The sequence below is a fragment of the Streptomyces sp. Ru62 genome, assembly GCF_002920615.1.
In the GTDB taxonomy this organism is placed as follows: Bacteria; Actinomycetota; Actinomycetes; order Streptomycetales; family Streptomycetaceae; genus Streptomyces.
Window position 1 is genome coordinate 1 of the sequence record NZ_PQSU01000051.1, and the last position, 20,669, is coordinate 20,669.

Annotated in this window: 19 protein-coding genes and 1 pseudogene; 7 read left to right on the forward strand and 13 right to left on the reverse strand. The window is 72.0% G+C overall.

What is annotated here, in order from left to right:
- Positions 1-99: 99 nt before the first annotated feature.
- A complete protein-coding gene (locus C3492_RS47075; RefSeq protein ID WP_374938430.1) occupies positions 100-543 on the reverse strand; it encodes a TetR/AcrR family transcriptional regulator in 444 nt (147 codons plus the stop codon).
- A gap of 503 nt (positions 544-1,046) precedes the next feature.
- Positions 1,047-1,673: a GNAT family N-acetyltransferase gene (locus C3492_RS40620; protein WP_258056187.1), complete on the reverse strand. Its 627-nt coding sequence runs from the start codon at positions 1,671-1,673 to the stop codon at positions 1,047-1,049.
- A 407-nt stretch (positions 1,674-2,080) separates the two neighbouring features.
- Here C3492_RS40620 and C3492_RS40630 point away from each other — a divergent pair, with 407 nt between their 5' ends.
- The 3 genes from C3492_RS40630 (at position 2,081) to lpdA (ending at position 5,541) form a co-directional block, all read left to right on the forward strand.
- Positions 2,081-2,908, forward strand: a complete 828-nt coding sequence (locus C3492_RS40630) for an enoyl-CoA hydratase/isomerase family protein (protein WP_103817618.1) — start codon at positions 2,081-2,083, stop codon at positions 2,906-2,908.
- Positions 2,909-3,057: 149 nt separating this feature from the next.
- Positions 3,058-3,903, forward strand: a complete 846-nt coding sequence (locus tag C3492_RS40635; protein WP_258056188.1) for an alpha/beta fold hydrolase — start codon at positions 3,058-3,060, stop codon at positions 3,901-3,903.
- Between the two features lie 237 nt (positions 3,904-4,140).
- Positions 4,141-5,541, forward strand: coding sequence for a dihydrolipoyl dehydrogenase (gene lpdA, locus C3492_RS40640; RefSeq protein WP_103817619.1), 1,401 nt, complete (start codon positions 4,141-4,143; stop codon positions 5,539-5,541).
- A gap of 168 nt (positions 5,542-5,709) precedes the next feature.
- On the opposite strand, the gene C3492_RS40645 is transcribed toward lpdA, so the two are convergent.
- The 3 genes from C3492_RS40645 to C3492_RS40655 form a co-directional block, all read right to left on the reverse strand.
- A complete protein-coding gene (locus tag C3492_RS40645) occupies positions 5,710-6,381 on the reverse strand; it encodes a TetR/AcrR family transcriptional regulator (RefSeq protein WP_103817620.1) in 672 nt (223 codons plus the stop codon).
- Between the two features lie 70 nt (positions 6,382-6,451).
- Positions 6,452-7,534: an LLM class flavin-dependent oxidoreductase gene (locus tag C3492_RS40650; RefSeq protein ID WP_103817621.1), complete on the reverse strand. Its 1,083-nt coding sequence runs from the start codon at positions 7,532-7,534 to the stop codon at positions 6,452-6,454.
- 29 nt (positions 7,535-7,563) lie between these two features.
- A complete protein-coding gene (locus C3492_RS40655; protein ID WP_258056189.1) occupies positions 7,564-8,040 on the reverse strand; it encodes a hypothetical protein in 477 nt (158 codons plus the stop codon).
- A gap of 168 nt (positions 8,041-8,208) precedes the next feature.
- Here C3492_RS40655 and C3492_RS40660 point away from each other — a divergent pair, with 168 nt between their 5' ends.
- Both C3492_RS40660 and C3492_RS40665 read left to right on the forward strand, forming a co-directional pair.
- Positions 8,209-9,162, forward strand: coding sequence for an NADP-dependent oxidoreductase (locus C3492_RS40660; protein ID WP_181140816.1), 954 nt, complete (start codon positions 8,209-8,211; stop codon positions 9,160-9,162).
- Positions 9,159-9,587 (forward strand): annotated as a pseudogene (locus C3492_RS40665) (3-oxoacyl-ACP synthase); the annotation flags it as partial. The gene C3492_RS40660 and the pseudogene C3492_RS40665, both read left to right, overlap by 4 nt.
- A 61-nt stretch (positions 9,588-9,648) precedes the next feature.
- Here C3492_RS40665 and C3492_RS40670 read toward each other — a convergent pair.
- Positions 9,649-10,389, reverse strand: coding sequence for an enoyl-CoA hydratase/isomerase family protein (locus tag C3492_RS40670; RefSeq protein ID WP_103817623.1), 741 nt, complete (start codon positions 10,387-10,389; stop codon positions 9,649-9,651).
- A 140-nt stretch (positions 10,390-10,529) separates the two neighbouring features.
- On the opposite strand from C3492_RS40670, the gene C3492_RS40675 reads away from it, so the two are divergent.
- The gene (locus C3492_RS40675) at positions 10,530-11,201 is read left to right on the forward strand and encodes an enoyl-CoA hydratase/isomerase family protein (protein WP_103817624.1); all 672 of its coding nucleotides are present in this window, start codon (positions 10,530-10,532) and stop codon (positions 11,199-11,201) included.
- Between the two features lie 66 nt (positions 11,202-11,267).
- On the opposite strand, the gene C3492_RS40680 is transcribed toward C3492_RS40675, so the two are convergent.
- From C3492_RS40680 to C3492_RS40705, 6 genes are all read right to left on the reverse strand, one after another.
- Positions 11,268-11,552 carry a hypothetical protein gene (locus tag C3492_RS40680; protein WP_103817625.1) on the reverse strand — a complete coding sequence of 95 codons (285 nt, stop codon included), beginning with the start codon at positions 11,550-11,552 and terminating at the stop codon, positions 11,268-11,270.
- A 186-nt stretch (positions 11,553-11,738) separates the two neighbouring features.
- Positions 11,739-12,761, reverse strand: coding sequence for a zinc-binding alcohol dehydrogenase family protein (locus C3492_RS40685; protein ID WP_103817626.1), 1,023 nt, complete (start codon positions 12,759-12,761; stop codon positions 11,739-11,741).
- Between the two features lie 181 nt (positions 12,762-12,942).
- The gene (locus C3492_RS40690) at positions 12,943-13,662 is read right to left on the reverse strand and encodes a hypothetical protein (RefSeq protein WP_103817627.1); all 720 of its coding nucleotides are present in this window, start codon (positions 13,660-13,662) and stop codon (positions 12,943-12,945) included.
- Between the two features lie 27 nt (positions 13,663-13,689).
- On the reverse strand, positions 13,690-14,532 hold the full coding sequence (locus tag C3492_RS40695) for an alpha/beta fold hydrolase (RefSeq protein WP_103817628.1): 843 nt from the start codon (positions 14,530-14,532) through the stop codon (positions 13,690-13,692).
- A gap of 443 nt (positions 14,533-14,975) precedes the next feature.
- Positions 14,976-15,974, reverse strand: coding sequence for a LysR family transcriptional regulator (locus C3492_RS40700; protein ID WP_103817629.1), 999 nt, complete (start codon positions 15,972-15,974; stop codon positions 14,976-14,978).
- Between the two features lie 478 nt (positions 15,975-16,452).
- Complete coding sequence (locus tag C3492_RS40705; protein WP_103817630.1) at positions 16,453-18,429, reverse strand: BTAD domain-containing putative transcriptional regulator; 1,977 nt, start codon at positions 18,427-18,429, stop codon at positions 16,453-16,455.
- Between the two features lie 442 nt (positions 18,430-18,871).
- Between C3492_RS40705 and C3492_RS40710 the strand changes: the two genes are divergently transcribed.
- Positions 18,872-20,260, forward strand: coding sequence for an NAD(P)/FAD-dependent oxidoreductase (locus C3492_RS40710; protein ID WP_103817631.1), 1,389 nt, complete (start codon positions 18,872-18,874; stop codon positions 20,258-20,260).
- Positions 20,261-20,376: 116 nt separating this feature from the next.
- Here the strand turns inward: C3492_RS40710 and C3492_RS40715 are convergent, their stop codons facing one another.
- A complete protein-coding gene (locus C3492_RS40715; RefSeq protein WP_103817632.1) occupies positions 20,377-20,613 on the reverse strand; it encodes a DUF2630 family protein in 237 nt (78 codons plus the stop codon).
- Positions 20,614-20,669: the final 56 nt, after the last annotated feature.

A 20,669-nucleotide genomic window follows, 5' to 3' on the forward strand; every position in this document is an offset into this window, starting at 1 on the left:
AGTGGTGCCTTTCGGTATGGGCGGTGCGGGGGGACCGCACCGCCGGGCGACACACCCACCGTCTCCCGACAGCACACCTCCGTGAATCCGTCTAACGACTCACGGCGTGGACTTCCTGTGTCCCCCGCCGGCCCACGGCCTGCCCGGTGAGTGCAGTCGAACGACGTACGTCCCGGCCTGTCCGTGCGACCTGCGGTCATCAGCCGGGTACGGAGGCGTCGGCGTTCCGTCCACGGGTGCCGACGGCCGGCCGCCCTCAGGGCAGACCCGTGTGGGAAGTGAGCCGGAGTCTCCCGCGATCTCGGCCATCAGATCGCCGGAGCTGGGGACGGCCGCCACGAACAGCCGCTCCTTGGACCCGAAGTGCCGGATCACCAGGCCGTGCGTGACACCGGCCCGGCGGCCACGTCCCGGATGGTCGCCCTGTGAAGTACGGTCGCGTCCATCGCGGAGAGGAGAGCGTGCCCGATGAACCGGACTGCCGAAGAGCCGACGTCGGAAGGCCGCACCGTACTGGTGGCCGGGGCAACCGGCGGGATCGATGAAGGTGTGACCCTGGCCCTGCTCCGCCGGGGCGCGAGGGTGGTGGCCGCGGGCCGGGACGCCGGGCGGCCGGCCCGCCTCGCCGCATACGTCGGGGACACCGGTCCGGGCACCCTGGTGACCGAGGTGACGGACGTCGGCGACGCGGACGGCTCACGTGTGCGGGACCGGCTGACGGCCCTCGGGGACCTTGACGGGGTGGTGATCACGCAGCAGCGGGGTGAGGGTCCGCAGCGCGTGGAAGTGGCTCGTCAGGTTGGCGGCGATCATCCGCTCCCACTAGTGCCGAGGACCTCGGTGGGCATGCGGCCGGCCTGATCGCCGGTGGCGGTCCGTACGCCGAAGCACCGCTCCAGTACCTGATCACCCGCGTGCACGGAGTGCGGACCTCGCCGCCGCAGTGATCTTTGCGACCGCCCTGGTGCGTGCGCGACCGCCCTTGCGCGGAGGCCCCCCGTGACCCACCGGGCGGGGATCGGCCGAGCTCACACCTGCTGACCGCGTCAGGCCGGAGCGTGGCCGCATGTGCCGCCCACATTCCGGGGCGTCGCCTCCTCCTCGGGCACCACCCACACGAAGTGGACGACGTTGCCGTCGTCCTCCGCGCCGTCCTGCGTACCGCCCAGGCTCTCCGCCGGCTCGACATGTGCGCCGAGCGAGGCGCAGATGGCGGTCATACGGGGGTTGTCACGCGTCGTCACGACCACCGCTCGCCGGACGCCGAAGAACGGCGCCTGGGACAGCGCCCAACGCGCCAGCGCCGTGCCGAGGCCCACGTCCTGCCAGCCGTCCTCCACGAGTAAGGCCAGCTCACCCCGGCCGTCGGCGCCGTCGTGCAACAGGTGGGTGGTGGCGACGACCATGTCGGGACGGTGCACCGGGCTCGTCACCCAGCTCACACCCTGTCGGATCAGGCGGGCCCACTCGTGCTCGCGCAGGGCGGAACGCCCGGTCTGGTAGCGGCTGAAGAGCGTCTGCGGGGAACAGCGGCCGTGCATGGCGTTCACGGCTGCGAGGTCCGCCGCCTCGGCTCGCCGGGTCACGGTCATCCGGCCCGAACGGGTGCGGATCCGGCGGCCGGCGGATCCGGCCGTACCGGCGGAAGGGGCTGTCAGCGCATCAGGTGTCACGGTGAGGTCCTGTATCGGGCGCAGGGGCAGAGAAGCGTGGAATCCCGCGTCCGTGCCGTGGTCGACATGTGAGCACAGTCCAGCGTGGAAGAGGGCTGCCCGCTTCCGTCGAACGACTGCCGACGGGCGAAGAATGACTGACGCCTCGGCCGGTGCACCGAGAAATGTGCCCTATCGGGCACCATCGGCGTCCGGCACCGCCCACGACGAGCCGACGGCCGTAATGTCATGGTCACCCGACCGGTCTTCTGCGACGGGGCCGGTGTGCCACTTCTCGCGTGCACCCTACGAACTCCGTGCACTACGAACTCCGTGCACTACGAACTCCGTGCACTACGAACTCCGTGCACCTACGAACTCCGTGCACCTTACGAACTTGCGTGCACCATACGAACCGGGACTTCGCCATGTCGAACACCGCGACCCCCTCCACGCATGCCCCTGTGCGTGCCGAACAGCAGAGCCCTGGATACTGGAGGGTCACCTTCGACAATCCTCCCCTCAACCTCTACGAGCCCGAGGTGGAGTCCGCCCTCGCCGAGATCGTCGACCAGTTGGAGGCGGACCCCGACGTCAAGGTGGTCGTCTTCGACAGCGCCGTTCCCGACTTCTTCATGGCACACCTCGACCTGGGCAGGGTCGCCGAGTTCGGGGAGGGCATGCCGGCCTGGTTCGACATCGTCGGCCGTCTCGGCAACGCCCGCTTCATCACGGTGGGTTCCCTGCGAGGCCGTGCGCGTGGCATCGGCAACGAGTTCCTGACCACGCTCGACGTCCGGTTCGCCAGCCGGGAGAAGGCCGTGCTCAGCCAGCTGGAGATCGGTACGGGGATCATCCCCGGCTGCGGTGGCATCCAGCGCCTGGTGCAGCTCACCGGGCGGTCACGGGCCCTGGAGATCATCACCTCCGGTGAGGACTACGACGCCGACACGGCCGCGCTGTACGGCTGGGTCAACCGTGCCGTCCCGGACGCCGAACTGGACGCGGTCGTCGACCGGTTCGCGCGGCGGATCGCCTCCTTAGACACCGACGCCCTCCGAGCCGTCAAGGAGATCGTCAACGAGGAAGCCCCGCTGCACAGCCCCGGCGATCTGGCGGCCACCCACCAGCGCTTCGCCGGTCTGCTCGCCCGCGACTTCGTCCAGCAGCGCCTGAAGCTGTCGGCGAAGGCGAGCCCGGAGGTCATCTACGACCTGGAACTCGACATGGGCGAGCGCCTCGGCCCCCGTGACTAGTCCGAACACCTTCGCTGCCACGTCGTAGGACCGCATGTCGGCGGGCTACACCTCCGTGGGCCACGTCCCCGGGGCCGCATCCCAAGAGCCGGACGCAGCCCCCCGCCTGACCTCCCCAGTCCGTTCATCAGTGCTGAAAGGCGCTCACCATGGCCGCCGATTCCACCCACAGCCAGATCACGACGCCCAACCTCCATGTCGAGGCCGCCGACGGCGTCACCTACCGCTACCGCCGCTTCGGCCGCCCCAACGCGAGCGATCTGCCGGTGGTCTGCCTGGTGCACTTCCGCGCCAACCTCGACAACTGGGATCCCCAACTCGTCGACGCCCTCGCCGCCGAGCGCGAGGTCGTCCTGGTGGATCTCGCCGGGGTCGGCGGTTCCACCGGGACCACTCCGAACACCGTCGAGGAGATGGCGCACAACGCGATCGCCTTCCTGGACGCCATCGGGCTGCGCCGCTTCGACCTGTTCGGCTTCTCCCTCGGCGGCTTCATCGCGCAGGAGATCACCCTCTTCCGCCCGTGGCAGGTACGCCGGCTGGTCCTGGCCGGCACGGCGCCCCGGGGCGGCCGGGACATCCACCAGTACACGGCGGGCGCCATTCGCGAGGCGGCCTTCGACGACGCCCCCTCCGCCGCGAACCTGCTCACCCTCTTCTTCGAGAAGAGCGCGTCCAGCCAGGCCAAGGGCGTGGAGTTCCTCAAGCGCCTGGGGCTGCGCACCGCCGAGCGGGACACCGCGACCGACCTGGCCGTCCGTGACGCGCAGCTGACCGCCATCTCCGCGTGGGGCGTGCGGGACGACTCGCGACTCCAGCGTCTGGAGTCCATCCAGCAGCCGGTTCTGGTGGCCAACGGTGACAACGACGAGATGGTCCCCACCAAGAACACCTATCTGCTGGCCGAACACCTGCCCAACGCGAAGCTGAGCATCTACCCGGACGCCGGTCACGGGTCCTCTTCCAGTACCCGGCCGAGTTCGCCGAAGAGGTGAACGCCTTCCTCGGCAGCTGACGGCCCTCGCCCAGCGGGCGATCCGGGCTCGCACCCACCCCGCGACCCAATCCGTACCGCGCGTACCGCACGTATCCAGAATCGGGAACACCTCCATGCGCAGCCAGCCCCACGCCCGCCCCCGCGGTGGCACCGCCACCGGCCACGGCGAGCACACCACGTCCCCCGTGGTCACCTCCGTGCCGTCGGCCGTATCGAGCGGGAGGGCGGGCTGACCATGGGCGCGCACTACGACGTCGTCGTCCTGGGAGCCGGTCCGGGCGGATACACGGCCGCCGTCCGGTCGGCCCAACTGGGCCTGCGTACCGCGGTCGTCGAGGAGCGCTACTGGGGCGGGGTGTGCCTGAACGTGGGCTGCATCCCGGCCAAGGCGCTGCTGCGCAACGCCGAACTGGCGCACATCTTCACCCGGGAGGCGAAGACCTTCGGCATCGAGGTCGACGGCCGGGTGCGGTTCGACTACGGCGAGGCGTTCCGGCGGAGCCGGAAGGTCGCCGACGGCCGGGCCAAGGGCGTCAACTTCCTCATGCGCAAGAACGAGATCACGCAGTACGACGGGCGCGGTCACTTCACCGACGCCCACACCCTGACGGTGACCGGCGCCGACGGCGGCGTGGAGACGGTCACCTTCGACCACTGCGTCATCGCCACCGGCGCCACCGCGAAGCTGCTGCCCGGCACCCGGCTGAGCGAGCGCGTGGTGACCTTCGAGGAGCAGATCCTCGCCGAGGAGCTGCCGGACAGTGTCATCATCGCGGGCGCCGGCGCGATCGGCGTCGAGTTTGCGTACGTGCTGCACAACTACGGCGTCCGGGTGACCATGGTGGAGTTCGCGGACCGGCCGGCCCCGCTGGAGGACGAGGAGATCTCCGCGGAACTGGCGCGGTGGTACCGGCGACTCGGCATCGAGGTGCTGACCTCCACCCGGGTGGACGCCGTCTCCGAGGAGACCGACAAGGTACGGGTCACCGTCACCCGCGGCGGGCAGCGGCAGGTCCTGGAAGCCGACAAGGTGCTCCAGGCACTGGGCTTCCAGCCGAACGTGACCGGCTACGGCCTGGAGAACACCGGGGTACGGCTCACCGAACGGGGCGCCATCGACGTGGACGGCCGGCTGCGCACCAGTGTCCCCCACATCTTCGCGATCGGTGATGTCACGGCCAAGCTGATGCTGGCGCACGCCGCCGAGTCGATGGGCATCGTGGCGGCGGAGACCATCGGCGGGGCGGAGACGATGGAACTCGACTACGTCATGATCCCGCGTGTCACGTTCTGCAAGCCGCAGATCGCGAGCTTCGGGTGGACGGAGGCGCAGGCACGGGAGCGCGGCTTCGACGTGCGGGTGGCGAAGTTCCCGTTCACCGCCAACGGCAAGGCGCAGGGCCTCGGGGACCCCGCGGGCTTCGTGAAGATCATCAGCGATGGCACGCACGGCGAACTGCTGGGCGCGCACCTCATCGGCGGTGAAGTGGCCGAGCTGCTGCCGGAGCTGACGCTGGCCCAGCAGTGGGACCTGACCGTCCACGAGCTCGCCCGCAACGTGCACGCGCACCCCACGCTCGGTGAGTCGGTCAAGGAGGCCGTCCACGGCCTGGCCGGCCACATGATCAACATGTGAGGCCGCCCCATCCGGCCGGAAGGTGGCGGGAAGGTGCCCCCCGGCCGCCGACCAGGAACCGTCCCGGTCGGCGGTCGTCACGGCGGCCCGGCGGTCGGCGGTCGTCACGGCGGCCCGGCGGTCGGCGGCCAGGCGGTCGCCATACCGGCGACGTGCCGGGTGGTGCCGTCAGTGACGGGAAGCCGGTGGCAGGGGTGGGTCGAGGGTGCGCAGCAGACTGCGGGCGGGCGGGCCCGGCGGCAGCGGTTCGTCGTCCGTCACGGCGCAGGCGCGCAGGACGAACGCGACCAGCCGGCGGGACGCCTTGTCCGCGTTGGACCCGCTGCCCATGACGACGCCGGCGTTGGCGAGCAGCAGCAGGGGAAGATCGTGCGCGGAGAAGTCGGGGCGCAGGACCCCGGCCTCTTTGGCACGCCGGACCAGACGGGTGAAGCCGCGCATGGCACGGCGCCGGTGGGCCTCCAGTTCCGCCGAGGCCGGGAACGTCGTGTTCAGTACGACGGCCAGTCCCTGGTCCTCGCACTGCAGTGCGGCCACGTGCTCGACGTAACCGCGGAAGCCCGCCCAGGGATCGGGCTCTTCCAGGGCCCGGTCGACGGCGTCGGCGTACGCGCGCACCCGGGGTGTGAACACCGCCGCGACGAGTTCCTCGCGCCCGGCGAAGTTGCGTTGCAGCGTGGCGATGCCCACTCCGGCACGCCGCGCGATCTCGTTGAGCGAGACGTCCAGGCCGCGCGTCGTGTAGAGCTCCGCCGCGGCCGTGAGGATCTTGGCACGGTTGGCCTGCGCGTCGGCGCGACGCTGCCGGAGTGGCGGTGAGGTGTTGTCGGTGGATGGCACGGTCCGACAGCTTACGGTCGTCCATCCAGTGGGGAACGGGTCCGGTCCCGTCCGGCCCCCGTGCACGGCGTCAGCCCCGCGGCGCACCGGGCCGGTCCCGGGCCGCCGGAACCGCGAGCCGGCGCAGTGCGGGCGCGATCGCGGTGGCCAGTCGCCCGACGGACGAGGCGACCGCGTCGCCGGGCAGGCCGCCCCAGTCCACCAGGGCCTGAAGACGGTCGAAACGGACCGCCTCATACAGGGCGGTCGCCTTCTCGATGATGCTTTCGGGTGTGCCGATCAGGAGGTGCCCGGCCGGGCCCACGCCCGCCCGGAACTGTTCCGGTGAGACGGTGAAGCCGCTTCCTCCGGGCCGCTTGGGCCGCAGGAAGTCCCGGTAGTACGGGTAGGTGTCGAGGGCGGTGGCGGCGTCGTCGGAACTGAAGAAGTGCACCCCCACGCCGAGACGCAGCCGGTGGCCGTGCCCTTCCGCCTCGCCTGCCGCCCGGTAGACGGCGGCGAGGTGGGCCAGGCGCTCCAGCGGGCCGCCGATGTACCCGAGCATCATGGGCAGCCCGAGTCGTCCGGCGCGTTCGGCGCTGGCGGGAGTTCCCCCGACCCCGATCCACACCGGCAGGGGGTCCTGCCGTGCCCGGGGCACGACGGCGGCCTCGGTCAGCGGGGACCGGAACCGTCCGTGCCAGGTCACCCGCGATTCACCGCGGATGCGCAGCAGGAGTCCCAGTTTCTCCGCGAAGACCTGGTCGTAATGGCTCAGGGGCACGCCGAACAGCTCGAACGGCTCCGGGTGCGCGCTGCGCCCCACGGTGATCTCCGCACGGCCCGCGCTGACGAGGTCGAGCGTGGCGAAGTCCTCGTAGAGTCGCACGGGGTCGAGGGCGCTGAGGGTGCTGACCGAACTGGTGAGCCTGATGCGCGAGGTCCGGGCGGCGATGGCGGCCAGTACCACGGCCGGTGAGGAGACGGCGAAGTCCACGCTGTGGTGTTCGCCGACGCCGAAGTGGTCCAGTCCGAGCCGGTCGGCGGTCACGCCGAGGTCGATCAGCCGGCTGTGCCGGTCGCCGGCGGTCAGGGAACGGCCGTCTACCGTACGGGGCTGGAAGTCGGCCAGTGACGCGACGCCGACGTCCATCCCCGGGTCCTGCGCGCTCATGCCTCTCCTTCCGGGGCGGTGTCCACGGTTCAGGAGGCGGACGGGCTGAGCCTGGTCGCCGTCTCCTCGTCCACCGGTATCCAGCCCTGGCCGAGGTCGATCTCGCCGACGTGGTGATACGTGTCGGCCCCCAGCCGGGTGAAGGTGTCGCGCAGCGGAACGGTCCCACCGTTCATCGTCATGGTCCCCTCGAACACCAAGGTGTCGCCCTGCCAGCCCGAGGACCGCTGCCTCGCCCGGCCGCCGTTGCTGTCGAACCAGTCCGCGACGAACTCGTCGGAAGCAGCGTCGAACCCCCACACGTATGTGGCGCGCAGCGGGTTCGGGTTGTCCGCGGTGGGCTGCTCCTCGGTGCTGAGCCGCAGATAGTGCGGGGCGAGTTCGCCGGAACCGGTCACCTTCATCTCGATCGGCTTGCGCGGGTCGAAGGGGGTGGCGTGGAACTGCCCCGGCGCGTCCCAGAGACCCAGGAAGAAATCGAGTTCGTCCATCCGCGAGCCACTCATGGCTGTCTGCCTTTCTCAGGGGTCCCGGGCGGCCGTCCGCCGTCCCGGTGCCGGTCAGCATAACCATAAGTGGTGTGGGTGCACCACTTAGCGGATGTGGCGGGTTTCTCTCGCCGAATGACACACCCGCCGTGGACGGCCGCTGTCGGCAGGTGCAAACATGTGTGCATGAACGACACCACGCAGGCGTCCGCGACCATGCGCGCCTTCAGTCAGGACACACTCGGTGGTCCCGAGGTCCTCAAGCCCGTGAACGTATCCCGACCCGCCCCGGGTCTGGGGCAGATCCTTGTGCGGGTGCACGCCACAAGTGTGAACCCGGTCGATGTCATGAACCGCACGTCGGGTGTGTTCGTCGGCGAGCCGCCGTTCGTGCTGGGCTACGACGTCTCGGGCACGGTCGCGGCGGTCGGCCCCGGTGTGACCGTGCACCGGGTCGGTGACGAGGTGTTCGGCATGCTGCCGTTCCCGCACGGCCTGGGCTCCTACGCCGAGTACGTGGTGGCCCCGGCCCGGCCCTTCGTGCGCAAGCCGGAGCGCCTGGACCACGCGCGGGCCGCGGCGCTGCCCATGGCGGGTCTGACGGCCTGGCAGGCGCTGGTGGAGACGGCGGGGATCGGCGAGGGCAGCCGCGTGCTGATCAACGGCGCGGCCGGCGGGGTCGGTCACCTGGCGGTGCAGATCGCCAAGGCGCGCGGGGCGTACGTGGTGGCGGTGGCGGCCGCGGCCAACACGGACTTCGTGCGCGGGCTGGGCGCCGACGAGGTGATCGACTACACGACCACGGCCATCACCGAGGCCACCGGCGATCTGGACGTGGTCCTGGAGAGCGTCGGCGGGGAGTACCCGGTGCAGGCCGTGCAGGTCCTCAAGCCCGGCGGGGTCCTCGTCTCGACGCTGCCTCCCTCCCTCGCCGCGGCGGCGGGGGCCGCCGCCGAGCGCGGGGTGCGATTGGCGGGGCTGTTCGTGGAGGCCGACCGGCTCGGCATGCGGGAACTGGCCTCGCTCGCGGCCGACGGCCGTATCACCCCGCACATCGGTGCCACGTTCGCCCTGGAGGACGTGGCCAAGGCACAGGCGAGCAGGCCGGGCGCGGGCAAGACCGTGCTCGTGGTGTCCTGACACCGGCGACGATCGCCTCGCGGCAGCGCACCGGGATCGTCACCCGCAGGATCGCGGCCGAGGACGAGTCCGTCACCGACATGGCGGCAGCGGCGGCGGGCAAGGCGCTCGTCGCCTCCGGGCTCGACGTCGCCGACATCGGCATGGTCACGGTCGCGACCTGCTCGGCCATCGACCGCAGCCCGTCCATCGCCGCGCAGGTCGCCGCCCGCCTGGGCATCCCGTCGCCCGTCTGCTTCGACCTCAACAACGCCTGCGCGGGCTTCTGCACCGCGCTCGCCTGCGCCGACCACGCGATCCGGGCCGGCGCGGCCCGGCACGCCCTCGTCATCGGCGCCGAGAAGATGCCGGGCCTCGTCGACTGGACCGATCGCAGCACCTGCATCCTGCTGGGTGACGGGGCCGGCGCCGCCGTGATCAGCGCGCCCTGAGCGCGGCCCACGGCGTGTCGCTCGGATCATGCCGACGACGTCCAGACGACAAGCCCTAGGACCCGGACGTGAGCGCGTCGTTGCCCGCGGTGAGTTCTCCGAAGAGGCGCCGCTCCGTCGTGATCGCCTCGCCGAACGGAAGGCGCGAACCGGCCACGACGGAGTGTTTCGCCGCGTGCAGCGCGGGCCCCGGGTTCCTGGCGATGGACTCGGCCCAGCGCAACGCCTCCTGCGGGAAGTCGGTGCCCGTCAGGACGGTGTTGACCCATCCGACCCTCAGCGCCTCCTCGGCGAAGACCAGCCGTCCCGTGAGGATCGCCTCGGCCGCGCGGCCGGGGCCGATCAGCCGGGGCAGCCGGACACTGCCCCCACCGCCCGGGATGATGCCGACGGCGACTTCCGGCTGCTGGAAGCGGGAGCGCGGGGAAGCGACCCGCAGGGTGCACGCCAGAGCGATCTCATTGCCTCCGCCGGAGGCCAGACCGTCGACGGCCGCGATGGTGGGCTGTGGAATCTCCTCCAGCAGGCGCAGCGCACGCGACCACGAGCCGAGTTCCTCCTCGCTCGCCTGTCCCGCACCCGCCCGGGCCAGATCGGACAGCTCGGCGTGGTCGATGAACTTGTCGTCCAGACCGCTCGCCAGCACGACGACCTTCACCTCGTCGGTCTGCCGGCCCAGGTCCTCCAGCAGGGAGCCGAGTCGCACCATGGAGCCGAAGTCCATGAAGTTTCCCGGTTCCCTGGTGAACGTCAGGACGGCCACCGGGCCGAACCGGTCCGAGGTCCATGTAGACATAGCCCGCTCCAAATACGTGTGCGGACCGAACAGGGTCTGGTCGTCCTGCCCGGTCCTGCCGTGTGTGTCCTGACCAACCCTGTCCGATCGTTCCGGCGCCGCCATCAGTCATGTGACCGGTCATTTCCCAAGGAGCTGACATGCCCGTACTCGACCGGCAGAACGACGTGTTCGTCCTCGACCTGGGTGACGGCGAGAACCGCGTCGACCGGGACTGGGTCGCCGCCGTGGACGCCGCCCTGAAGGAGGTGGAAGAGGCTGAGGGCCCGCGCGCCCTCGTCACCACCGGCACGGGCAGGTTCTACAGCAACGGCCTGGACCTGGACCGGCTGTCCGCCCATGACGAGGAGCGCGATGAGTTCACCGTGCGCGTCCACGACCTCTTCGCGCGCCTGCTCTGCCTGCCGGTGATCACCGTGGCCGCCGTACAGGGCCACGCCTTCGGTGCCGGAGCGATCTTCTCCCTCGCGCACGACTTCCGCGTGCTGCGCGCCGACCGTGGTTACTGGTGCCTGCCCGAAGCGGACCTGGGCATGCCCTTCCCCCGCGGCATGGCCGCCCTGGTCCAGGCCCGTCTGATCCCGCGGGTGGCCCGAGAGGCCATGCTCACCAGCCGCCGGTACGGCGGTGCGGAGGCCGAAGCCGCTCACATCGCCGACCGCGCGGTCACCGAGGACGCCGTGCTCGGCACCGCGCTGGAGATCGCTGCGGCGCACGCGGCCAAGGCCGGTGACGCCCTGGGCACCACCAAGGCACGTATGTCCACCGGCGTCCTGGCCGCGCTCCGGGACATCGACGCCCCGGCGGGCTGAGCCGGTGCGCAGGTGCGCACGCCGCCGGGCCGGGGCGTGCCGGGACGCCCCGGCCCGGCGGCCCCGTCAGGAAGCGTGCACGTGTTCGGGAGTCGTCTTCACCAGGCCGGCCCGCTGCCAGTCGGTCACCTGCTCCTGCAGGAGCCGGCGAACCGCCGAGACATCGGCGTCCCACGCGCTCCCGAGCATCGCGGCGGCGGCCCGTACGTTCCCACCGTGCTGCCGCAGGGCGATCCACATGGCGCTGACCTCGGGCGCGTAGAAGTGGGGAGCGCCCTGGGGCGACAGCAACGTGAGCGCCCCGTCCTCAGCGATGCCCGCCGTCACCCCAGCTTCGATCACGATGTTCACGTCGTCACGAGTCCCTTTCCGGCGGCGCTTGCGGAAAGCACGCCTCACTGTGTCCGAAGCCGCTTCGCTCACGTTCCCCCATATGACCTCATGACACCTGAGTCCAACGTGGACGAGGCACCAACGTGCAACTCTCCTGCCCGAACCGTCAGCACCGGGCCCGCGGCGCCCCGTCCTCCGGCTGCCTCAGAAGCCGGTGAGGGTGATCTTGCCGATGGCCGTGCCGGATTCCATGATGCCGTGGGCCTCCCGCAGATTCGCCGCATTGACGGGGCCCAGGTCCCTGGTCGCGGTGGAGACCATCACGCCAGCGTCCACGAGGCGCGCCACCTGGGTGAGGATCCTGCCCTGCCGGTCCATGTCCGCGGTCCGGAACAGGGAACGGGTGAACATGAACTCCCAGTGGAAGCCGATGCTCTTCGGCTTCAGCAGGCCGATGGGCAGTGTCTCGGCGTCGTCGATCGCGACGATCTGGCCGAACGGGTTGAGCGCCTCGGCGTAGGCCGCCAGGTTGCGGTCGGTCCCCGCCGTGCTGAAGACATGGTCGATGCCGTTCGGGGCCACCTCCGCGAGCTGCGGCAGCAACGCCTGGTGGTGGTCCACGATGTGGTGGGCGCCCATGCGGCGGGCGAAGTCGACCGTCTCCGGGCGGGACGCCGTCCCGATCACCGTCAGGTCGGTCAGCGCGTGGGCCAGTTGGCTGACCACGGCTCCGACACCGCCGGCGGCCGCCGTCACCAGTAGTGAGCCCGTCTCGTCGATCAGGTCGCGGTTCAGCCCGATCCGCTCGAACAGGCCCTCCCACGCGGTGAGCGAGGTCAGTGGCAGCGACGCCGCCTCGGTGAAGGTGAGCGTGGTCGGCTTCAGGGCGACGAGACGCTCGTCGACCGCGTGGTACTCGGAGTTGGCACCCGGCCGGTCGAGCGCTCCGGCGTAGAACACCTCGTCACCGGGCTTGAAGTTCTCCACCTGGGAACCGGTCGCGACGACCGTGCCGGCGGCGTCCCAGCCCAGCACCCGCTCACGGCCCTTCGGATCCTGGTTCTTCCGGACCTTGTGGTCGACCGGGTTGACGGCGACGGCCTCGACCTGGACGAGCAGGTCCCGGGGGCCGGGTTCGGGCACGGGCAGCTTGACGTCGAGCAGGCTCTCGTCGTCGGTCACCGGCAGGGACGCGCGGTAGGCGACGGCGCGCATGGTGGTGGTCATGTCGCAGGGTTCTCCTGGTCGGACGGGTCGGACTGGTCGTGGTGGGGGCGGGGCCGTTCGGGCGGCCGGGCGGTGCCGGGCTGTACGGCTCGGCGCCGGGGCACGCCGCCGCCGTTCACCGGACCGCCGCGGTGGCGCCCGTCTCGACCGGGTCCACCGCGGCTGAGGTGCGCCGGGCGGGTCAGGACACCGCGACGTCCTCGAGCCGGACCGAGACGACGAGCGGGTCGGGGACCTTGTGGCCGTTCTCGTCGCGGCTGTAGATCATCCGTGTGGTGGGGATGACCAGGCCGGAGACTTCCTGGTGGCCGGAGACGTAGTGCGCGGCGGGGGTGTTGCCGGCGATCTCCACGCTGTAGTCGCGCCGGCGGATCAGACCCTGCGAGTCGACGTACACGGTCTGCTCGGTGCTGAGGGTCGCGATGCTGTCGGGGAAGGTGATGTGCAGGCGCCGGAACTTCTCCCCGTCCTCCGTCCACGGACCGATCTCCTCCGTCCGCACGCCGGGGTAGGTCAGCGAGAGCGGCTCGGCCAGGTACGTCCACATGGCGCTGCCGGAGAAGTAGGCGAGCTGGAGCCTCGTCCACGGCGTCATCAGGTCGTGGCCGGCGAAGGACGCGCGGGGATCGGTCAGTTCCTCGACCACGTTGCCGTCGGAGTCCTCCACTGCCACGCGGTCGGCGGAGAACGCCGTGTGGTGGTCGGGGTGGAAGAACGGCTTCTGGGTGACGTACTCGCGGCGCAGGTCGACGGTGACGTCGACGTCGTTGAGGGCGCCAGGGTGGCCCTTCATGCCCCACAGGGCGCCGCCGAAGAACTGGCGGGCGGTGATCCGGCCGGCCTCCTCCCAGCGGGAGCGCCCGCCGTAGGCGTCGAAGATGGTGCTGAGCAGGTCGGACATGGTGTTCTCCTGATGATGTGGCGGGGATCAGCCGAGGAAGGCGTTGACGTCCTTGGCGGCTTCGGCGGGGTACTGGAACAGCGAGGCGTGGGCGGCGTCGGGGTAGATCCGGATCTGCGCGTCCGGGATCAGACCGGCCATCAGGTAGCTGTTCTTCGTGGGGATCATCAGGTCGTCGTCGCCCTGGATGATGAGCGTGGGGCACTGGATGCCGGTGAGGCGCTGCAGGGCGGAGTGGTCCGGGATGCCCCACTCCAGTACGGCGTCGTACTGGGCGTCACGCGAGGCGAGGCTGCTGGGCACGTCCCGGCCCTCGGTGCGGGCCAGGAACCGGCCGAGGAACTCCACGCCCTTGGCCTGGCTGGTCTCGGTGTGGGCGAAGAAGATGTAGAGCAGGTCCTCGCCGGTGGGCACCTCGGCGCGGGCGTGCGTCTCGATGTCCTTGCGCCAGCCGTGCATGCCCGGGGCACCCTTGGGGCCGGTCCCGGCGAGGACGAGACGGCGGACCAGGCGGGGCCTGATCAGCGCGATGTCCTGGGCGGCGAAGCCGCCGATGGAGAAGCCGAGCAGGTCGATCCGCTCCAGGCCGAGGGCGGCGGTGAAGGTGATGATCTGCTGGGCCATCTGCGCGATGGTGGTGGCGAAGGGGCCGGTGGAGGAGGCGACGCCGGGGTAGTCGACCAGGATGACCTCGCGTTCGGCGGCGAGTGCGTCGACGAGGGCGGGGTCCCAGTTGTCGAGGTTGCCGGTGAAGTGCTGGAGCATCACGAGGGGGACCTCGCCGCCGGAGCCGAGCCGGCGGTAGGCGTAGCGGACACCGTCGGCCTCGACGAACTGCGTAGGAGCGGTGTGGTGGGTCACAGCGGACATGTTTCTCCCTGCCGGAACGGGATCGGAATCCTGATGTGTGCTGGAGCCGGAGGCGGCTTTCCGTGGGCTCGCCGTCCGTTCCGCAACGGGCCACGAGCTACCTCGGAACAGCATGCGGAACCGGGAGTGGAAACTTTGTGGTGCGTGTCTTGACCGGGAGGTGAGTGCCTGACCGGAAGGTGGGTGTCCTGGCCGGAAGCTGGGTGTCTTGACCGTACGGTGAGCGCCTCGACCGGAAGATGGCTGTCCTTACCCACCCGAACGCGCGGGGCGGCCGGGCGGGGAGTGGGCAGGGGACGCCGTACGGGGGAGGGGGTGGGCGGCAGCCGGCCCGGTGGATCACGCCCACCGGGCGGATGTGCCGAGGGAGGCCCTCTGCGCGGCGGGAGGGCGCCCGGCGGGCCGGTCCGGGCGCGGAGAGCGTGTCACACGACGGGGGCCGGTTACGTGCCGGTGGCGGCCCGCCGGACGAGGGGGCCGGTCGCCTCCGGGAGCCGCCAGACGTCCCCGTGCGCGGCGGCCAGGGACCGGGCGGCGTCGCGACAGGCCGCCACGAAGCCGGCCACGGCCCGGGAGTCGTCGTCGCGCCGCCAGACCACGCTCATCGTGCCGGACAGCCGCTCCAGCGGCACGAACGTCACGCCCGGATACCCGGCGAACCGGAAGGATCCCGGTACGGCGGAGACCCCCAGGCCGGCCGCCACCAGGTCGGCCACCGCCGAGGGCGCCGTGGGCACCGGCGTGATGCCCACCCCCTCGGCCGCTGCCGCGGCGTCCAGCTGGGCCCAGCAGTGGCTGCGCTCGCGCACCGGAAACAGCACGGTCTGTGCCCCCAGCGCCGCGAGCGGCATCGGCTCCGTTCCGGCACGGGGATGCCCCTGGGCCAGGAGCGCGCTGGTGCGCTCCTCCACCAGTGCCTCGCCGGTCAGCCCGTCCGCCACCGGCGGATCCCAGGTGAGGACGGCGTCGACACGCCCGTCGGCGAGAGCGGCCGCCTGCTGTCCGTCCCGCAGCTCCACCACCGACACCCGCGTGCGCGCCCGGCCGGACCACAGACGGCGCACCGCTTCGGCGAGCAGCCCGCCCGGTGGGCTGGGCATGGGGGCCGAGACCGTCAGGACGGCAGGTCCGGCGTCGGTCAGGGACCGGGCGGCCCGTACGAGGCGCCGGTTGTACGCAAGAGCGCGCTCCGCCTCGGGCACGACCGCGCGGCCGGCCTCGGTGAGTTCGGCGCCCCGGGGTGTGCGGACCAGCAGGTCGGTCCCCAGCAGACGTTCCAGCCGGCGCACCTGCCTGCTGAGCGCGGGCTGTGCGATGCCCAGGCCGGTCGCGGCATGCCCGAAGTGCCCTTCCCTGGCCACGGCGAGAAAGGCGCGCAGCAGTCTGGGGTCGAGGTCCGGCTCGGTGGCGGCCGGAAACGTGTCCGCCTCATACGTGTTCACAGCGGGCCGCCCTTTCTGACGGAGGCCATGGGCTCGGCGACCGACGTGCCTGGTGCCGTCGCCGGGGGGCCGGCGCACCGGGGAGGCATGCCGGACCGGCATCGTCCGATGACGGATCCGTCCTGGACGCGCCGGTCAGGTTCTGGTCCCGTGGGCGTCGTGACCGGCCGGGCGGCGACAGGACAGGCTGCCGCCGCCGGGGATCCCGCGGTCCCTCCCCACGGCGAACGTCGCCTGGACGGTACCAGGTTGACCCGTGAGGACCGACGCGGGCCCGGCAGCGGGACGGCTCACGCCAGGCGTTTCCCCCGGACGCCCCAGGCTCGCCGCCCGTACCGGTGAGCCGGCGGGCGTGAGCCGTCTCCGGCCGCGCGCCAAGCCGTACGGCCTGTGGGGCGGGACGACGACCGCGGCCCGTCTCCCACACCTCCGTCGCACGGGTGTGACCAGGGGGCCCGTCCCCCGGGTGTGCGTCGGCTCAGCCGGGCAGCGGCCGCGCCACGGGCCGCGCGGGCCGACGGGAGTGCACGTACGAGCGTCGCGGAACGGCCGGACGGTCCGCTTCCCCGGCACGGCCGAGCTCGGCCGCGTAGGCCAGGACCAGGTCGTGCGCGCCGTACCGGTCACGGCCCCGGACGTCCAGCAGACGGGCGCGCACCAGCTCCCCCACAGCCGTGGCCGCCGCGTCCCGGGAGATACCGGCCGCGCTCGCCAGGGCGGCCGTGCCGACGTCGGAGGCCCGGTGCAGGGGCAGCAGACGGAAGACCCGCTTGGCCTCGGCACCGAGTGTCCGGTAGGACCAGGAGAAGACACCGCGCAGGGCGTTGGCGCTGTCGTCCTCGTCGAAGCCCCCGAGGCTGCCCTGCGCGGCAGCCAGTTCGGCGGCCAGCCGGGTCAGCGGCTGCTCGGGACGGCTCGCCGCGCGGGCGGCCACGAGGGCCAGGGCGAGGGGCAGCCGGCCGCAGCGCGCCACGATCTCCTCGACGACGGCCACGCCGGCGTCGGTCCGCGCGGGGCCGACACGGCGGAGGAAGCAGGCCGTCGCCTCGGCCACCGAGGGCACGTCCAGGGAGAGCAGCCGTGCTCCGTGCGCGGTCGCCAGACCGATCAGCCGGCTCCGGCCGGTCACCACGACCATGCACTCGGAGGTTCCGGGCAGCAGCGGCCGTACCTGGTCCGCGTCGAACGCGTTGTCGAGCACCACGAGCACACGACGCCCGGACAGGACGCTGCGGTAGAGGGCCGACCTGGCCTCCGTGGAGGCGGGGATACGGTGCCGTTCCACGCCCAGGGCTTCCAGGAACCCGTGCAGCACCTCACCCGGATCCGCGGGGTCGCCGTGTGCCGCGAAGCCGCCCAGATCCGTGTAGAGCTGCCCGTCGGGGAAGTCCCCCGCCACGCGGTGGGCGAAGTGGACCGCCAGCGCGGTCTTGCCGACCCCGGGGATGCCGTCGACGGCCAGGACCCGCAGGCCGGCGCCGACCCGGCGCGCGGTGTCCAGCGCCTGGTCGAGGGCTCGCTCGCGTCCGGTGAAGAAGGGCAGGTCCGGCGGTAGCTGGGCGGGCTCGATCCACGGTGGCCGGGAGGGCGGGAGCGACGCCGCGGGCGGTGCCGCTGACCCGGTCGACGCCGGCACCCGGGGCTGCGCCGGGCTGCCGCGCAGGACGCTCTGGTGAGCGGCCCGCAGCTCCGCCCCGGGATCGACCCCCAGTTCGTCCGACAACCGGGCCCTGATGGTCTGGTACAGCATGATCGCCTCTGCCTGCTTGCCGTCCGCGGCCAGCACGAGGAGCAGGGACGCCTGGAGCGCCTCGTCGAGCGGGCAGCGGTCGGCGGCCTGCCGCACGGGCAGCAGGACGGAGCCGGCCCGGCCGCAGCGCAGGGCCGCGGTGGCCGCCTCGCACACGACCGGAGCGTATTCGTGTTCCACCATGGCGAAGGCCGGGTGCACCGCGGCGACGGCGCCCAGGTCCTCCGCGCAGTGGCCCTGCCACAGGTCCAGTGCCTCCAGATACCTGTCGACGGCCGCCGGGAGGTCGCCGGTGGCCGTCGCGGCGCGGGCCTGCCGGACGAGGTCGCGGAACCGGAGCAGGTCCAGACCGTCCGCGTCGACACGCAGCAGGTAGCTCCCTGCCTGCCGGACGAGCCACCGGCCCGACGACCTGATCGGCAGACCCGGTTCGAGCAGCCGCCGCAAAGAGCCGACGTACCGGTGGACGGCGTTCACCGCGCTGACCGGTGGGTCACCGTCCCACAGCAGTCCGATGAGCTCGGTCAGCGGGACGGGCCGTCCCGCGCCCGCCAGCAGCGCGGCGAGGAGCAGGCGTTGCTGGCGCGGGCCGAGCGGTAGTTCCTCCTCGGCCCGCCAGGCCCGCACCGGCCCCAGCAGCGTGAAACGTACCGCTTGTGCCGGCCCCTGTTCTTCGCCGGTGCGTCGACGCGGTGTCACGTGCATCGGGGCGTCCTCCTTTCACCGTCCGGACGGCGTTCCGGCAGCGGGTCCGCCGCCTGCGCGCCGCCGTACCCCTCCACGGGGGTGGTGCTCCGTCCGGCGGCCACGCCGAAAAGGTAGGTCCGGGCCGCTCGACGGTCATCAGTCGGTTGACTCACCGCGATGACCGACAGCCGGCCCCGGTGCCGGGCCTGCCGGAACACACGACCCCGCACCCTGTGTCCCGGGCGGACCGGGGGCACCTCACCCCGCCCCGGACCCGTCGTTCCGCACTCAGCCGGGCCAGGAGGGAGGGGGGTGCCCGCACCGCGCCGCGGGGTGGCTAGTCATTCGACTGATGCGTCCGCCCGCGAGAGCGGCGAACCTGGACCGGGGCGGCCGGTGTGTGACGCGCCGGCCGTCCCGCCCCACCGCTTGTGCACGGCCGAGGAGGACGGAGACGGAAATGAACGTTGCGGAGGAACTCGTGGAGGACGTGGACCTGCTGGTGGTGGGTGGCGGCAAGGCCGGCAAGACGCTCGCCATGGACACCGCGCGGGCCGGCGGCAGGGTGGTCATGGTGGAGCGGGGCATGATCGGCGGCACCTGTATCAACGTCGCCTGCATCCCCACCAAGACGCTGGTGACCAGCGCCCGGCTGGCCCGCAGGGCCGGCAGCGCCGAGTCGCTGGGGCTCCGGCTGGGGGCGCCGCAGGTGGACCTGGAGCTGCTGCGCGCGCACAAGGACGGCGTCGTCTCCGACATGGTCGAGCTCAACCGCCGTCAGTTCCTGGACAGCGGCATGGACTTCGTCCTCGGCAGCGCGCGCTTCGTGGCGGAGCGGACCGTTGAGATCGACCTCAACGACGGAGGCCGCCGTGTCGTACGCGGTACCGACGTGGTGATCAACACGGGGACGACGCCGCACATCGCGGCCATTCCCGGGCTCGCCGAGGCGGAACCGCTGACCAGCGAGAGCATCATGGACCTGCGCCGCGTGCCGGACCGGCTCCTGGTCATCGGCGGCGGTTACGTGGGGCTGGAGTTCGCCCACATGTTCGCCGCGTTCGGCAGCCGGGTGACGGTCCTGGAACGCGGCCCCCGCCTGCTGCGGAGCGAGGACCGGGACATCGCCACGGCCCTGGCGGCGTACCTCCAGGAGGACGGCGTCGAACTGGTCACCGACGTCACGGTGAAGGAAGTGGTCCGGGAGCGGGAGACGGTGCGGGTGCTGCTGGAGGACGGGCGGACCCTGACCGCCGACGACGTCCTCGCGGCGACGGGCCGGGACCCCGTCACGCGCGGCCTCGGCCTGGAGGCGGCGGGGGTGCGGACCGACGACCGCGGGTTCGTACGGGTGGACGACAGGCTGGCGACCGACGCCCCGCACACCTGGGCGGTGGGCGACGTGGCCGGCAGCCCGCAGTTCACCCACGTGTCGCTGGACGACTACCGCATCGTCAAGGCCAACATCGCCGGCGGTGCCCGCAGTACGGCCGGCCGGCTGGTGCCCTGGAACCTGTTCACCGACCCGGAACTCGCCCGCGTCGGCCTCACCGAGGAGCAGGCCCGTGCCACGGGCCGCTCCATCAGGGTCGCGAAACTGCCGGTGAAGGCCATCCCGCGGGCGCGCACACTGCGGGAGACGCGGGGTCTGTGGAAGGCGGTGGTGGACCGGGACACCGAGCAGATCCTGGGTGCCGCCCTGCTCGGCCCCGAGTCGGCGGAGGTGCTGTCCGTGGTGCAGACGGCCATGTGGGCCGGGATGCCGTTCACCCGTCTGCGGGACGGCATGATCGCGCACCCGACCATGGCGGAGGGACTCAACGCGCTGTTCGCCTCCTGGGTGGACTGAGCGACCGGCGCCGCCCGCCGCTCCGTATCGCCGACAGCGACCGAAAACTCTTCGGTCGCTGTGGGCATGCCGGGCGATCGTGCACGTCAGAGGCGTCCGGACGGGAAATCAGGGACTCAAGCGACCCAACTTCCGGATATGCCGCGTGGCCGGCGCCGGTCCCGCGCGTCCTGCCGTGTGCCAGGGCTCGGTCCGGACCGGTGGTTCCCCACCGCGGGCTGCTGCCGCACGCGGGCCTCGTCGGGGTCTTCCGCGAACTCGGCCCTGGCTCGCCGCTGCCGGGGCAGGTCCCATCGTCGTAGCGGCGCGGCCCCGGGGTCGCCGCATGTGCGCGACCACGGGGCCGCGCCCAAGTCCGTTCAGCGGCCGTCCACCGCCCACTCGCCGAGGCACGCACACGTGTCATCGG